13 protein-coding genes are annotated in these 15,687 nt (G+C 65.6%); 1 reads left to right on the top strand and 12 read right to left on the bottom strand.

The window, feature by feature from the left end:
- Positions 1–214 precede the first annotated feature (214 nt).
- The gene (locus HWX07_RS15095) at positions 215–715 is read right to left on the bottom strand and encodes an Lrp/AsnC ligand binding domain-containing protein (RefSeq protein ID WP_023476957.1); all 501 of its coding nucleotides are present in this window, start codon (positions 713–715) and stop codon (positions 215–217) included.
- A gap of 195 nt (positions 716–910) precedes the next feature.
- Here HWX07_RS15095 and HWX07_RS15090 point away from each other — a divergent pair, with 195 nt between their 5' ends.
- The gene (locus tag HWX07_RS15090; protein ID WP_175876751.1) at positions 911–1,927 is read left to right on the top strand and encodes a 1-aminocyclopropane-1-carboxylate deaminase; all 1,017 of its coding nucleotides are present in this window, start codon (positions 911–913) and stop codon (positions 1,925–1,927) included.
- 45 nt (positions 1,928–1,972) lie between these two features.
- On the opposite strand, the gene HWX07_RS15085 is transcribed toward HWX07_RS15090, so the two are convergent.
- The 11 genes from HWX07_RS15085 to HWX07_RS15035 form a co-directional block, all read right to left on the bottom strand.
- On the bottom strand, positions 1,973–2,776 hold the full coding sequence (locus tag HWX07_RS15085; RefSeq protein WP_175876750.1) for a heparin lyase I family protein: 804 nt from the start codon (positions 2,774–2,776) through the stop codon (positions 1,973–1,975).
- Entirely contained in the window at positions 2,733–3,497 is a 765-nt protein-coding gene (locus HWX07_RS15080; protein WP_175876749.1) for a WecB/TagA/CpsF family glycosyltransferase, read from the bottom strand. The genes HWX07_RS15085 and HWX07_RS15080 overlap by 44 nt, the downstream gene beginning before the upstream one ends.
- Positions 3,494–4,510, bottom strand: coding sequence for a glycosyltransferase family 4 protein (locus HWX07_RS15075; protein ID WP_175876748.1), 1,017 nt, complete (start codon positions 4,508–4,510; stop codon positions 3,494–3,496). Before HWX07_RS15075 ends, HWX07_RS15080 begins: the two co-directional genes overlap by 4 nt.
- Positions 4,507–5,751, bottom strand: coding sequence for a hypothetical protein (locus tag HWX07_RS15070; RefSeq protein ID WP_175876747.1), 1,245 nt, complete (start codon positions 5,749–5,751; stop codon positions 4,507–4,509). The genes HWX07_RS15075 and HWX07_RS15070 overlap by 4 nt, the downstream gene beginning before the upstream one ends.
- Positions 5,748–7,016 carry a hypothetical protein gene (locus HWX07_RS15065; protein ID WP_175876746.1) on the bottom strand — a complete coding sequence of 423 codons (1,269 nt, stop codon included), beginning with the start codon at positions 7,014–7,016 and terminating at the stop codon, positions 5,748–5,750. Before HWX07_RS15065 ends, HWX07_RS15070 begins: the two co-directional genes overlap by 4 nt.
- Positions 7,017–7,036: 20 nt before the next feature.
- Positions 7,037–8,281 carry a UDP-N-acetyl-D-mannosamine dehydrogenase gene (gene wecC, locus HWX07_RS15060; RefSeq protein ID WP_175876745.1) on the bottom strand — a complete coding sequence of 415 codons (1,245 nt, stop codon included), beginning with the start codon at positions 8,279–8,281 and terminating at the stop codon, positions 7,037–7,039.
- 28 nt (positions 8,282–8,309) lie between these two features.
- Positions 8,310–9,488, bottom strand: coding sequence for a UDP-N-acetylglucosamine 2-epimerase (non-hydrolyzing) (gene wecB, locus HWX07_RS15055; RefSeq protein ID WP_175876744.1), 1,179 nt, complete (start codon positions 9,486–9,488; stop codon positions 8,310–8,312).
- 19 nt (positions 9,489–9,507) lie between these two features.
- Positions 9,508–11,763, bottom strand: coding sequence for a polysaccharide biosynthesis tyrosine autokinase (locus HWX07_RS15050; protein WP_175876743.1), 2,256 nt, complete (start codon positions 11,761–11,763; stop codon positions 9,508–9,510).
- A 7-nt stretch (positions 11,764–11,770) separates the two neighbouring features.
- Entirely contained in the window at positions 11,771–12,262 is a 492-nt protein-coding gene (locus HWX07_RS15045; protein WP_175876742.1) for a low molecular weight protein-tyrosine-phosphatase, read from the bottom strand.
- On the bottom strand, positions 12,259–13,389 hold the full coding sequence (locus HWX07_RS15040; RefSeq protein ID WP_244129996.1) for a polysaccharide biosynthesis/export family protein: 1,131 nt from the start codon (positions 13,387–13,389) through the stop codon (positions 12,259–12,261). The genes HWX07_RS15045 and HWX07_RS15040 overlap by 4 nt, the downstream gene beginning before the upstream one ends.
- Before the next feature lie 137 nt (positions 13,390–13,526).
- Positions 13,527–14,933: an undecaprenyl-phosphate glucose phosphotransferase gene (locus tag HWX07_RS15035; RefSeq protein ID WP_175876741.1), complete on the bottom strand. Its 1,407-nt coding sequence runs from the start codon at positions 14,931–14,933 to the stop codon at positions 13,527–13,529.
- Positions 14,934–15,687: the final 754 nt, after the last annotated feature.

Below are 15,687 nucleotides of genomic sequence, written 5' to 3'. Positions count from 1 at the left end.
GAGCATACGCGATCGCGCCGGGCGGCGTCGTGACGGTGCAAGCGGCATGCGCGACAGCGCGGCGGGACCGTTCGCGCGGCCCAGCCCGCTCTTTCCGCGCGATCGGAAGAGCGTCGCTGCCGCCTGGGCAATCCGTGCACGCGGGCCGACGCGGGCTCGGCCGGACGCCGCTTCGTCCGGGAGCGTCCGCCCGGCCGTGGGCGGACGTCATCCGCTATACCGGCAGCGCATGCGTCGACAGAATCTCCTTGAGTACCATGAACGAGCGCACCTGCCGTACCCCGGGCAGGTACAGCAGTTGTTCGGCATGCAGCCGATTGAAGCTGTCGTTGTCGCGCGTCCGCACGAGCATGAAATAGTCGAATTCGCCGGTCACGACATGGCATTCGACACATCCTGACACTTTCTGCGCAGCCTTCTCGAACGCGGCGAACGTTTCCGGCGTCGAGCGATCGAGCACGAAGCCGATCACGACCAGCATCCCGGCACCGAGCGGCTTCGGGTCGAGCAGCGCGACGATGCCGCGAATCAGCCCCATTTCCTTCAGCCGCTCGACGCGCCGCAGGCACGCGGGCGCGCTCAGCTTCACTTTCGCCGCAAGGCTCACGTTCGAGATCGACGCGTCCTGCTGCAGTTGCCGCAGGATCGCGCGGTCGATGCGGTCGAGCGCCGGGGCGGCGTCGGCGGGTGATGCGCTGCCGCGGTCTAATTTCATTGCGCCAATCTCCTTTTCAGCGAATCAGAATTGTTTATTTTTAATTCATAACGCCGATAAAGTAGGTCGACGCAATTCATTTCGCAAGCTCATTTCCCGCGCTTCTGCCTATCATTTTCGTCATCGGCGCACGGCCTGCCGGCCGCGCCCGAACGATCCGATTTCCCGCCTTGTTCCCCTTCCGGAGCCCCGCCGATGAATCTGCAACGCTTCCCCCGTTATCCGCTGACGTTCGGCCCGACGCCCATCCAGCCGCTCAAGCGCCTGAGCGCGCATCTCGGCGGCAAGGTCGAGCTGTATGCGAAGCGCGAGGACTGCAACAGCGGCCTCGCATTCGGCGGCAACAAGACGCGCAAGCTCGAATATCTCGTTCCCGACGCGCTTGCGCAGGGTGCCGACACGCTCGTGTCGATCGGCGGCGTGCAGTCGAACCAGACACGCCAGGTCGCGGCCGTCGCCGCGCATCTCGGAATGAAATGCGTGCTCGTGCAGGAGCACTGGGTCAACTATGAAGATCCGGTGTACGACCGGGTCGGCAACATCCAGTTGTCGCGGATGATGGGCGCCGACGTGCGGCTCGTATCCGACGGTTTCGACATCGGCATTCGCCGCAGTTGGGAAGAAGCGATGGAGAGCGTGCGACAGGCGGGGGGCAAGCCGTATCCGATTCCGGCCGGCTGCTCCGAGCATCCGCTCGGCGGGCTCGGGTTCGTCGGCTTCGCGGAAGAAGTGCGGGCGCAGGAAGCGCAGCTAGGCTTCAAGTTCGACTACGTCGTCGTCTGCTCGGTGACGGGCAGCACGCAGGCGGGGATGGTCGTGGGCTTCGCGGCCGACGGACGCGCGGACCGCGTGATCGGCATCGACGCGTCGGCGAAGCCGGAACAGGCGCGCGAACAGATCACGCGCATCGCGCGGCATACGGCCGAGCTGGTGGGGCTGGGCCGCGATATCGTCGAACAGGACGTCGTGCTCGACACGCGGTACGGCGGGCCCGAATACGGGCTGCCGAGCGACGGCACGCTGGAAGCGATTCGGCTGTGCGCACGGCTGGAAGGTATGCTGACCGATCCCGTTTATGAAGGGAAATCGATGCACGGGATGATCGACAAGGTGCGGCTGGGGGAATTCGAGCCGGGGTCGAAAGTGCTGTATGCGCATCTCGGCGGAGCGCCGGCGTTGAGTGCGTATAACGGGATTTTTCGGGAGGGTTGAGGGGGCGCGGAGCGCATGCGCGACATGCGCCCGGCGCCGCTCGGCTCAGTCGGCCGACTGGCGCAATACCTTCATTTCGATGTCGCCGTAATACATGGTCCGCTCGGTCACATCGGACGGCCGGGTCTTCCACCACCATTTGTAGAGGCCGAGCTTGAAGTAGGCCTGATGGTCGTTCGGGAACGCGTTCGGTACACCCGTCACATGCACGACGCGTTCCCCGTTCCGGAAGACGTCGGTCAACGCATCGACGCCGCGATCGTCGGGCCGATACCGGAGCATCCACCGGACCGGTTGCCCGCGATCCGCGAACGGGTCGCCAAACGCGAACGACCGGCTCGGCGTGCCTGGCGCGCCACGTACATCGACTTCGTATTTCCCATTGTTCAGCAGCAACGCGAACGGCGGCGATCCATCGTTACCGCCCTGATGCAACTGGGCAATGAGTTCCGGCTGTCTGGAATCGAACCGATAATCGGCGGGAATCACCGTGGACCAGCGCACCTCGCAATCGCGGCCGTTCACGAAGCGAAACACAGGGGAAAAACTGACTTCCGCACGGGGCGTCCCGCTCGCCACCTCGCTGAAGTCCTGCGAACGGTTCATCGATACCTTCAGCAGCGTGTCGCGAATGCCGGACAATTCACCCGTCGTGATGTTCTGTGGTGCCGGTTCCTGCAGACGAAGCCGCGAATCGATACCGCGCGTCCAGTCCGACCGATAGAAACGCGTTTCCTCATGCGCGCCACCCGACGGGCCCGCGTGGCAAGCCGATACGACGAACATGCATGCGGCGATAACCAATCTACTGCGCATCGGCCGCTCCTTTGCGCCGAAACAACCGGGCAAGATACGCGCCTGCGAGCATCGCCAGAAACCGGCTGTTGGTCGACAGATAGCGCTTCCACATCCGCCCCGGCTCCTGGATCACGCGGAACGCCCATTCGAGACCGCTGCGCTGCATCCACAGCGGCGCACGCTTTACCTTCCCCGCCACCACGTCGAACGTCCCGCCCACGCCCATCACGAAATCGACGCCCAATCGCGCTTTCCAGCGATTGATGAAATTCTCCTTGCGCGGCGACGTGATCGCGACGAACAGCATGCGCGCGCCCGATCGACGGATGTCGTCGACGATCGCCTGTTCGTCGTCCCAGAAATAGCCGTGGTGATATCCCGCGATCGGCAACCGCGGATAACGCGCGGCCGCCACGGCCACAACCTGTTCGACGACATCCTGCGTCGCGCCGAGCAGATAGACCGGCAGCCCTTTCGCATCGGCCAGCGCCAGCAGGCGATCGAACAGATCCACGCCCGCGACGCGCTCCGGCACCGGGATACCGAGCAGCCGCGCGCCCCACACCACGCCCATGCCGTCGACGTTGACGATATCGCATGCGCGAACCGACGCGGCAAGCTCCGCGTCGCGCTGCAGATGGACAACCTTAGCGACGTTGACGACCACGTGCTGCGTGAATTCCCGCTTCTCGACTCTCGCACCGATCCAGTCGACCGTCTCGTTCATCGACATCAGATGAATCGGGCATGAAAAGAATTCGGCGCGGTTCATTGCATGGCCTCGTTATCGCGTTTTTCGGTATCCGGTGCCACGCGGGCGAATCGCGGCGGCCGGCAAAGCGACGCATACAGCGCCTTCAACTTCGTGGATACATCGGCGGAGAAGTACCCGAGCGCCGCAAGCCGCTCTCGGCCGTTGGATCGCGTGCCGGCCTTCAACACATCCGCAAGCTCGTGCGTGAGCCGGCCAGCGTCGTGGTCGAACACGACCATGCCGGGCGACACGCCGTCGAGCAGTTGCCGCACGTTGCCGACATCGACCGATACCACCGGCAGATTGACCGCCATCGCTTCCTTCACCGATTGCGGCGAGCCTTCGCGGGTCGACGTCATCAGCAGGCATGCGGCACGCGCCAGCAGGTCACGCACCTCGCTGCGCTCCAGACCATCGATATGCCGCTCCTGCACCCGGATGCCATGTTGCGCCGACAGTTGCCGAAGCACCTGCGCAAACAACGGATAGTTCTTTTCCGGGCGTTGCGCGGAAGACGGAAACACGACGATCGGCAACGCGGATTCAACACGCGCATCGTCGCGGTGCTCGACGAAGACCGTCTCGTTCACCGCGCACGGGATCGTCTCGCAGCGCCGGCGCAGCCGGATCAAACGCGATGAAATTTCCGCGCTGACGCCAATGCACGCGTGCGCGAAGCAGGCCATCGTTTTCGATACCAGCCGCATCCATAGCGGGCCGAGGATGTCGGTGCCGTGAAATGTGATGACGACCCGCGCCCGCGTAAGCAGGCGAACCAGCGGCGCGGAGCACGCGCTCAGGCCGAAGTGGTAGTGCACGATGTCGTATCGTCCCGCGCGCGCCGCCTGCCAGACTTGTCCGATCGATCGCAGGTATTCGCCCTTGTTGCGATACCCTTCGATGACGAGCACGTCGACCGTGCAGCCGCCCGAGCGCCGGAGCGCCTCGACCTGCTCGGTCACGAACACGCCTTGCCATGGGCTCGCGCGGTTGCTGCCGAGATACATGTTCGTGACGACGAGAATTTTCATGAGCGAACCTCCATCGCACCGTTGCCAGACGCGCGACCGGCCCCCGGCCGCCCCCACGAGAACGCGTACATGGCCAGCAGTGCGGAAAATACGTAAGACGGCGACACAAACGCCATCGAGAAGATGTTGTCGAAACAGAACGCGCCGACGACGTAAAGCCAGACGGTCGGCTTGCGCCGCGCCTGCCCGTAAGCCACCACGAACACAAGCCACGCGAGCGCGCCGAACACGCCCATCTCGACGAACAGGTGCGGATAGAACGTATCGGTGGTCTTCAACAGCCCGCCGAGCCCATACCAGTCGAAGTGATAGAGCTGGTAGAGCGGCGACGAGAATTTCACCGAGGCCGGGCCGCCGAAGCTGCCCAGCCCCTCGCCGAGCAGATTGCCGTTGCGGATCGATTCGAACATCACGCGATAGGATTCGGCGCGCGCCGAATTGCCCGCGACGACATAGAACAGGATCTTCGCCATCCCGACCTTCAACAGCGAATCGAGCGCGCCCATCGCCATCAGCACGAGCATCGCGCCCGCAATACCGGCCGCGGCCAGCCAAGCGCGCACGTCCCTGACGTTCCGCACGAACGGGTAGAACGCCAGCGCCGCGAACAGCTTGAACGAGAAGCCGAGCAACCCGAAGAACAGGAAGCCCCACGACGCCATCGCCGCGCGACGACCGGACCAGTACCAGCGGCACAGCAGGAATGCGCACAGATTGATGAAGCTGAATTCCGAGAAGAATCCCATCCACCCCTGTGCGCGCAGGAACAGTCCGGAATCGATCCGGACCGGCATGAACAGCGGCAGCCCGCTCGCGTACGAAACGTAGAAGTACAACTGGAACAGATCGTTGCTGACCACCACGCCGATGAACGTCTTGATCAGCACGTCGAGCCGGTCGCGGTACGGAAAGATCGCCACCGTGATCGCGACCGGAAAGAGGAAGCGGACCAGTTCCTCGATCCCTGCGGCCGTGTTGAACGACAGCAGCATCCCGATGCACAGCGACACCGCGACTGGAAGCGCAACGACGGCCAGCCGGTGAAAGCGCGGACGCAGCAGGATCGCCGCGAACACCAGCGCGAACGCGCCCATCTTGACGATCTGCGAGCGATCGTCGTCGAGCGTGAGCAACGTATCGCTGACACAAAAAACGCAATATGCGAGCGCCAGCAGGCCGGCGCCCAGGTCGGCGACCCGCGAGCGACGACCCACCACTGGCCCCCCAATCGCCACGCTCATGGGCGCGCTCCCGATGGGACCGGAACATCCACTGCGCTAATCGATGCCGCATACGCCGAACAAACCCGTCGCGCATGCAAGACCACGATCCCGTTCCGGATCAGCGTGACAAGCACGGCCGACGCGAGCATGCAAAAGAAACCGACTTCGCCGCCGATCGCGACGCTGCCGCCGAGCAACGCGATGAACAGCGTCGACGTACCGATGTTGATTCGCGCGGTGACGGCACTCTTCTCGAACGCCATCATCACGTTGCTGCCGACCACGCCGAGCACGCCGGCCGCGCACTGAATCGCCAGCAATGCACCGCCCGCGAGCGCCATGTACCTGTCCGGGCTATCCAACCCCGCCCGATAAGTCAGCCCCACCACGATCACCAGATTCACGACGAGCACGACCCTATTCGACAGCCCGATGTTCCGCCGCATCGCGCCCAGCGTCGTATCGAGCGGCGCCTTGTCCTTCTTCCGCTTCACGAGATCGGGCAACTGCGCGATCGAGATGGCGCGCGGCAGCAGGTTACCGACCGCGGTCACGGATGCGAACAGCGACAGCATCCCCGCGAACGATGCGCCGCACATCGCCTTGGCCGCCGGCACCGTCACGAGCGCGATACCGCCGGACAGGAAATTGGTCAACCCGAACTGCAGCCCCTTCATGTCGAGCCGCATCGAGAACGCGCCACGCCCCGGCGCCCCGATCGCGACGAACATCGCGACGGCCGCCCCGATCAGCGAGAGCGCCAGGCACAGCGACGCGGAATAGCCGTGCCGCATGCCGACTTCGAGCATCGCGCACGAGCCCGCGATCAGCAGGCAGTCGAACGCAATCGTGATCCGGTAGCGACGAGTCGACACGAAGAAATGCCGCGCGAGCTGATACACGGTCCAGCCCCACATCAACGCGACCACGCCGCCGAGATCGAACGCGACAAGACCGCTCGCGGACACCAGCACGCACGCGAGCGTGGCGGCCACGGTCGTCCATCCCGCCATCGACACCAGCGAGTAGAACGCGTCGCGCGCCGCGTGCCGCCCGTCGCTGGCCGGCACGCGTACCAGGATCAGCGTCGCCCAGCCGATGGCCGTGAAGAAGCCGATCATCTGCGCGACCGACAGGTTGGACGCCGCATGCCCGAGTTCGTCCAGCGAATAGATCCGCTGGATGACCCGGAACGTCAGCACGCGATACACGCCGGGCGCGCCCGTACAGACGAGCGCCTCGAGACGGCCCAGCAGCTTTCCGGCATCGGCGTTCCGCATCATGACGTTGCGCATCCCGCCCGTTACGCGTGCGCCAGCACGCCGCGCGTGTCGATCACGACCTTGGTCTGCAACCGCACCGGGTCCATGCGACGGAACGGCGCGTGATCGACGAGGATGACGATCACGTCGGCTTCCGAGAGCGCGGTAGGCAGATCGCACAGCCGCGCCTTCGCGTCGAGCGACGCCGGCAACACATCGACGTTCGGTTCGACGACCAGCAGCGTCGCGTCGGCATGCCCGGCCAGCGCTTCGACGATCTCCACCGCCGGGCTCTCGCGCAGATCGTCGATATCGGCCTTGAACGCGAGGCCGAGACACGCGATCACCGGCTCGCGGAACCGGCTCGCCGCGTGCCGCACGCGTTCGACCACGAAATGCGGCTTGTCGTCGTTCACCTGGCGCGCGGTGCGGATCAATCGCGCGTGATCCGGGGCGGAATCGACGATGAACCACGGATCGACCGCGATGCAATGTCCGCCGACGCCCGGCCCCGGCTGGAGCACGCTGACACGCGGATGACGGTTCGCCAGCCGGATCAGTTCCCACACGTTGATGTCGAGCTGGTCGCAGATCACCGACAGCTCATTCGCGAACGCGATGTTCACGTCGCGAAACGAGTTCTCGGTGAGCTTGCACATTTCGGCCGTGCGCGCATCGGTGAGGATGCACTCGCCACGCACGAACACCGCGTACAGCTCCTGCGCCCGCGTGCCGCACTTGCGCGTCATCCCGCCGATCACGCGATCGTTCTCCACGAGCTCGCGCACCACGTGGCCCGGCAGCACGCGCTCCGGGCAATGCGCGATCCGGATGTCCGAGCGCTCGCCGGCCTGCTGCGGGAACGTCAGGTCCGGGCGTTGCGCGGCGAGCCACGCCGCCATCCGTTCGGTCGCGCCGACCGGCGAAGTCGACTCGAGCACGACGAGGTCGCCCTTCTTCAACACGGGTGCGATCGACCGGCATGCGGCTTCGATATAGCTCAGATCGGGCTTGTTGCCGTCGGTAAACGGCGTCGGCACCGCGATCAGGAACGCATCGGCCGGCTCGGGTGTCGTCGTCGCACGCAGGTGGCCCTGCGTCACGGCCGCATGCACGAGCATGTCGAGCTCGGGCTCGACGATATGGATCTGGCCTCGATTGATCGTGTCGACCGCATGCTGCGACACGTCGACGCCGATCACGCTTTTACGACGTGCGGCAAACGCCGCTGCGGTAGGCAGGCCGATATAGCCCAGCCCGATGACGGAAACGGTTTCGAATGACATGAATGGGGTTCTCCAGACGTCAGGGGAGTCAGCAGAGCGAGCCGGCCAAAGAGGCGGGCCCCTGCGTCAACGTCGGCGGCGACACGAGCAGATCGGCGATCCGCCCGCTCGCGCGGCCGTCGCCGTACGGGTTGTGCGCACGGCTCATCGCGCGATAGGCGCGGCCGTCTTCCCACAGCTCGACCACCGCACCGACCAGCCGCTCGACCTCGGTGCCGACCAGCCGCACCGTGCCGGCCGCGACGGCTTCCGGCCGCTCGGTGGTATCGCGCATCACGAGCACCGGCTTGCCGAGCGACGGCGCTTCTTCCTGGATCCCGCCGGAATCGGTCAGGATCAGCCACGCGCGGCTCATCAGATAGACGAACGGCAAATACTCCTGCGGCTCGATCAGCATCACGTTGTCGATGTCGCCGAGCAGCCGCGTGACGGGTTCCCGCACGTTCGGATTCAGATGCATCGGATAGACGATCCGGCATGCCGGATAGCGCTTCGCGATCGTCGCGATCGCCTCGCAGATTCGTTCGAAGCCGCGACCGAAGTTCTCGCGGCGGTGGCCGGTGACGAGAATCATGCGTCGTGCGTCGTCGACGAACGGGAACCGCTCGCGCATCTGCTGCACCAGCGCCCGGTCGCGAGTCAGGCGTTGGGTGACCGTCAGCAGCGCGTCGATCACCGTGTTGCCGGTCACGTGAACCCGGCCGGCCTCGACGCCCTCGGCCAGCAGGTTCGCGCGCGACGTTTCGGTCGGCGCGAAGTGATGCAGCGCGAGCGCGCCCGTCACCCGGCGGTTCGCCTCCTCCGGCCACGGCGAATACAGGTTGCCGGTACGCAGGCCGGCTTCCACGTGCCCGACCGGAACGCGCCGGTAGTAAGCCGCGAGCGTCGCGCCGAGCGTGGTGGTGGTATCGCCGTGCACGAGCACGAGATCGGGCCGGAACGCATCCAGCACCGGGTCGAGCGCATTGAGGATGTGCCCGGTCAGGCCGCCGAGCGTCTGCCCGGCGCGCATCAGGTCAAGATCGAAATCCGGCACGATGCCGAACAGGTCGAGCACCTGGTCCAGCATCTGGCGATGCTGGGCCGTCACGCAGACGCCGCAACGCACGCCTTCGCGGGCCCGCAACGCATGGACGAGCGGCGCCATCTTGATGGCTTCCGGGCGAGTGCCGAAGGTAACGAGAATGTTTTCGTAGTGGTGAGTCATCGGATTCTCCGTCGGCGGATCACGCGCGATCCGCCGCGGTGTGCGAATCGGCGCTGTCATACGCGTAAGCGCCGTAGTTGCCGTACTGCGCCGAGCGCAGCCCCGGCCGGAAGCCGTTGAACACGACGGCCGTCGTGCGCGCGCCGACGCGTTCGATGCGCTTCGCCGATTCGAGCAGTTCGCCCGTGGTCGTCACGCCGGATCGCGCGGCGAGCAGGATCGTGTCGGCATGCGCGGCCAGCACGGTGGCGTCCGTCACCGGCAGCAGCGGCGGTGCATCGAGCAGCACGAGGCTGTAATCGCGGCCAACGTGGGTCAGCAATGCCGCCAGCCGATCCGACGACAGCAGCTCGACCGGCCGGTCGGTACGCGGGCCGGCGGGCAGCAGGTCGACGTTCGGTGCGATATCGCGCACGATGGCGTCGTCGACGGTCGCGCCGCCGCGCAGGACGGTCGACAGGCCGATGTCCGGCCCCACGCCGAAGCGCTTGGCCAGCTCCCCGCGTCGCAGATCGCCGTCGATCAGCAACACGCGCTGGCCCGACTGTCCGAGCAAGGCAGCGACGTTGGCCGACACGAACGATTTCCCGACCCCTGCGGAAGGCCCCGTGATCAGCACGCGGTTGCCTTCGGGCCAGTCCAGCAACTGGAACCGCAGCGCCGTGCACAGGCTGTGCAGCGCCTCCACCGCCGGTTCGTTCGGCCGTGCGAGCGACAGGATCGGCACAGCGCCCTGCACCGCGGTGGCGGCGCGCTGCGCGAGCCGGCGCTGGGCTGCACTGTGCGGAATCGTCGCCATCACGTTCAGGCCGGTGTCGCGTTCGATCTCGGCCGGATCGGTGATGCCGCCGAACAGCACCGCGCGGCCGATGACGCCGCAGGTACCGAGCACGAGGCCCACCAGCGCGGCAATCACCGTGACCAGTACCGGCCTCGGCCGCACGGGCTCGTCCGGCACGATCGCGCGGTCGATCACGCGCACGTTGCCGAGTTTGCTCGCGGTCGCGACTCGCAGTTGCTGGATGCTGTTCAGCAGGCCGACGTAGATCTCGGTCTGCACGGTCACGTCGCGGCGCAGCCGCACGATGTTGCGCTGCGCGTCGGGCAAACGCCGGATCGCATCATTGACCATCCCGATCTGCGCGCGGGCCGCGGCGATCTGCCGGTCGACCGCGGTGAGCTCCGGGTGCGCCGGCGTCAACGTCGACGCCAGCGCGAGCCGCTTCTGTTCGAGTTCGAACAGCGACGTCTGCACGGCCGTCGATTGCGTCAGCATCGCCTTCGCCTGTTCGGTCAGATCGACGATTTCATGGCGGGCCTGGTACGCGTTGAGCCGGTCTTCGGCCGTACGCAACTGGCGCTCCACCGTCGGTACCTGATCGCTGAGGAACGCCAGCGACTTCTCGGCGGTCGCCGCCTTGCGGTTCGCGTTCTGCTGCACGTAGTTGTCCGCGATCCCGTTCAGCACGGCCGCCGCGCGCACCGGATCATGGCTTTCGTACGACACGCCGATCACGCCGGACTGATCCTTGCCACGATTCGCGATCGCCAGCTTCTTCTGTAGTTCGGCGAGCACGACCTGCTTCGACTCGGCCTTCACGACGAACTGCGCCCCGGCCGCGGCGTCGATGCCGGCGACCTGCAGCATCACGTCGCCGGCCGACGTCCGCACGCGCAGCGGTGCGCCGATCTCGCCTTCCACATCGCGATCGAGATCGTTGCCGGACAGCCGATAGCCTCCGTCGCCCAGCGACGTGACGATGAACGGGTGTTCGTGGAAGTCGGGCGGCACGTCGAACGCAGTGACGTCGATATGCTCGGTGCCCCAGACGAAGCCGCCGATCCCGAAGAGGCCCGGCGTCGACAACCCGCGATTGAAGCGCGCGATCGCGCCCCCGATCAGGGGCACGCGGCGCGGCCGCGCATCGATGTACAGGCGCTGCACGTCGACGACCGGTTCGGTCACGAGCCGCGAGCGCAGGATTTCCATTTCGCCGTCGTCGGTCGACTTCACGTCGAACAGCGCACCGAGCCCGCCGACGAGCCCGCCTTCCGCCATGCTGCGCAGGTCGGACCCGCCGCTTTCCACCTGCACGGCAATGTCGGCCTTGTAGACCGGCTTCGCGACGAGCGCATACGCGGCGCCGAGCGCGGTACACGCCGCCGTGACCGCGACGATGCGGCCGGCGTGCGCGATCAGCACGTCGAGAATGCCGCGCACGTCGAGCTCGTCGGCCTCGCGTGCAAGGGCTCGACCTGGGTTGGTTGCGTTCATCAAAGGCTCACCTCAAGTGTTCCGGCACATCTGCGCCGGGATCAGGGCGTCGCGGCCGGTTCGATTCGAGGCGGGCGACCCGCTCGGCCCAGTCGACGACGCCGTGTTCGATCAGCTTCATCGCGTAGTCGTACACATGGCGGCTTCGGCGGTACGGATCGGGAACGTCGGTCTGGTAGCGCTCGGCGAGGCGATACACGCGACCGCGTGTCGTCGGGTAGGTCCGCTCGATCAGATGACGCTGCGCGGTCTCCATCACGAGAATCAGGTCGGCCCACCGGCAGACGCGGTCGTCGACGCGCCGGGCCCGGTGCGGCGACTGCCCGAAGCCGCGCGCGGCCAGCAACTCGTTCATCACCGGATCGATCCGCGTTCCGCCGATCGCCGCGAGGCCGGCCGACTCGATCGTGCGGCCGGGCAACGCGCGCGACAGCAGCGCCTGCGCGGCCGGGCTACGGCAGACGTTGCCGGTACACACCAACAGGATTCGCTTCATCATTTCGTGACGATTGCGGCGGTCAGGCCCGCGTTGATGGCCGGCAGCAATTGCGCGAGCACGCGGCCGAAGCGCGCGAGCTTCGTGCTGTCGACGTACACGACGTCGCGCGGCTGCAGTTCGAATTCATTGGCCAGCACCATCGACACCGGCGATCGGCCGTCCAGGTGAAACACCTGAGCCTGCCGTCCCTCGCCGGCGCGAATCACGTAGGTTTGCTTCGGATCGGACGTACCCTGGTTGACGCTGCCGGCCTGCGACAGCGCGTCGGCCAGCGTGAGCCGACCGTTGCGCAGCGGCAGCGCGGTCGTCGGCCGGTTGACCTCACCCATCACGTACACGCCGAACTGGTCGCGCGCGCCGACCTGCAACAGATCGCCGTTGCGCAACACGATGCGCGACGGATCGAGACGCTCGCGAATCAGTCCCGGCAGATCGACCGGATAGGCGACACCGGCGCGCACGAGCGTCATGCGGCTCTGATCGGCGGCGGCCGTGAAGCCGCCCGCTCGCGTGACGGCTTCGAGCAGCGTCATCGGCGTGTCGTTGAGCGGTTGCGCGCCTGGTGCATGGACTTCGCCGTCGATATAGACACGATTGGCACGATACGACGCGACGCGCACCGTCAGTTGCGGCGCGACGAACCATTTCGACAGCCGCGCGCGCAGCGCGGCCTGAATCTCGCTCGTGCTCATGCCCGCGACATGCAGTTCGCCCGCATACGGAAACGCGAGGTTACCGCTCTGATCGACGACGAAGCCCGTCGGCGGATCGGCGGGACGGACCGTCTGATTGCCCGGGTTGCCTTGCGCGGCGACCAGCTCGGGGTGATCCCACACGGTGATCTGCAGCACGTCGCCCGCGTCGACCGCGTACGGCGCCGGTGCGGCAAACAGCGCGGCGCGCATGCGTTCTTCCTGTACGCGGGCATCGCGCCGCTGCGCCGCGATCATTGCACCGTCGATCGAACCGATCGGCACCGACGCCGCGTCACGCGAAGCGGATGCTTGCCGCGCTCGATCGAGCGAGGCCGCATCGATACGGCGCATCGATACCGTCAGGCCGTCGTCGCGCGTCTGCGTTGCGATACCGCCGGTGTGCGGCGCCTCTTGCGCGAAATCCATGTGCATGCCCGGCTCGACCGCGCAAGCGGACAACAGCACGACGGGCAAGACCGTCAGCGCCGTTCGCGAGCGTTGTGCCCAGGAGCGGGACCGTTTTCCAGTTTCCATTCGTATTTTCCAAGCCGCGTGCGTCGACGCGTCGTTCAATAAGCGTTGCGATGCGTGAATCCGCACATCACGGTCGCGGCGACGATCCGCATATCCAGCCCAAACGACCAGTTGTTCAGGTAATAGAGATCGTGTTCGACCCGCTGCTGCATCTTCTCGACGCGGTCCGTCTCGCCGCGATGCCCGTTGACCTGCGCCCAACCGGTAATGCCCGGCTTGATCCGGTAGCGCTGGATATAGCCGTCGATCCGATGCTGGTAGAAGCGGTCGTGCTCCACCGCGTGCGGACGCGGGCCGACCACCGACATGTCGCCCTTCAGCACGTTCAGGAACTGCGGCAACTCGTCGAGGCTCGTGCGCCGCAGCAGCGCGCCGACGCGCGTGATGCGCGGATCGCCGCGCGTCGCCTGACGCACTTCGCCCGGCGCGTCGGCGTCGTGCTCGCGCATCGTCCTGAACTTGTAGATCGTGAAAATGCGCCCGTACGCGCCCCTGCGCTGCTGCCGGAACAACACCGGCCCCGGCGACGAGCACTTCACCGCGATCGCGATCGCCCCCATCAGCGGCGCGATCGCGATCAGCGCCAGCCCCGCGAACACGCGATCGAACACGGCCTTGCCCGCGAGCGCCCGTGTCGACAGCGGCGCGGCCACGAGATCGAGCGCGCGGCCGCGACTCGCGCGGCGCGGATGAAGCGGCGTGAGATCGGCGAGGTCCGGCATGAAGCGGATATCCACGAGATCCATGTCGAACGCACGAACGATCGCGCCGATGCGGTCGGCTTCCGACAGCGGCAGCACGATCCAGATCTCCCCGACGCGCGCGCGGCGCACGCAGTCGACGAACCGGTCGAGATCGACATGCACTTCGAACTTGTCGGCATCGAGTGCCGGTGCGCCGGACATGTCGAAGATCGCGGCCACCAGAAACGGCGACCCGACCTCGCGCGCGTCGCGACTCGCAAGCGCCAGGCATCGTTCGCGATACCCGACGAGTGCGACAGACCTGCGCCCGGCATCGTGCGCCACTCGCTGGACGCCCAGCCATCGCCGCAATGTGTGCGATGCGACGAGTGCAACCGTCGACAGCACGAACCAGCCGATCATCCAGCCGGGTGCCGCGCCGGATTGCCAGTCGAGTGCGGTAACCGACATCACGCCGACGCACATAGCGACGGCAAGGCCGGCCGGCACCCGCCACATGTAACGCCACGACATGCGTCGCTCGCGATTGCCGTACAGGCCGATCAACGGAAACAGGACCAGCGCGCATGCGATCGCAATGGCGGTCAACGCGGCATCGGCCGCCGACCAGGGTGCGCCGTCGAACCAGCGCTTCGCCGCCCATGCCGCAGCGACAAGCAGGCCGCCATCGACCAGCCGAAACCTGGAAATCTTCCCGCGAACAACGAGTGCGTAGTCAACAGAGTCGAACGAATGCATATCTGAGCGATCAGCCGCCGAAATCGAACGACGGCGGGACGGCAGCGAGTATTTACGCGATGCGGTCGTGCCGACACGGCTCGATTGTCAAATCGACGACGAGTTTCATCCTGTTATTTAGAGATACAAAATATTGATTACGACGACAAGCCGAAAAAACGTCATAAACTATTAAATATCTGATTTATAAAGCGTCATTCCGGGACGCAAAAACCAAGGCACGCAGCACTTATTTACAGGACACCTCAAATCAAACCAATGCGAGTCCGTATATTGCCATCGTGAAAGCGCGTTTTTAATCGGACACGTCCTAAAGAAATTGGGATTAGCCTGTGTTTCGTCCTAATATCAGAAAAACAGGCGCGCCTATTGAAAGAACCATTCACAGTCAAGCAATTACGTGGCCGTCTCCTTGAGATCACGACCGGCCGTCACCCTCGCTTTTCGGCCACGTCCGACAGCGCCGCGCATGGCGCTCACGCGCATCTCGCAAAGAATCATGCAAGACCGAGCGATTTCCCCCACGCGCTCGTACTTGTTCAATATCCACGACCGCGTCCCTTTCGTAATATCCCCGGCATTCTCAACGGATCGACTCTAAAGCTTGAGACAGATCCACAATTATTTCTCCGGGGTGAGATATTCCTATCATCCGTCGCACGCGAGCGTCCGTGGTCGTCGGCGCATCGACAGCCGCCTCCTGTGTATCAGCGAGCCAGCAGTTCATTACGCACATCGCCCTCGCACGCTCCCC

The sequence above is a fragment of the Burkholderia sp. BCC0097 genome (genome assembly GCF_902832985.1).
GTDB lineage: Bacteria > Pseudomonadota > Gammaproteobacteria > Burkholderiales > Burkholderiaceae > Burkholderia > Burkholderia orbicola.
Note: the sequence above shows the minus strand (reverse complement) of the source record. Positions and strands in the feature narration are given on the sequence as shown.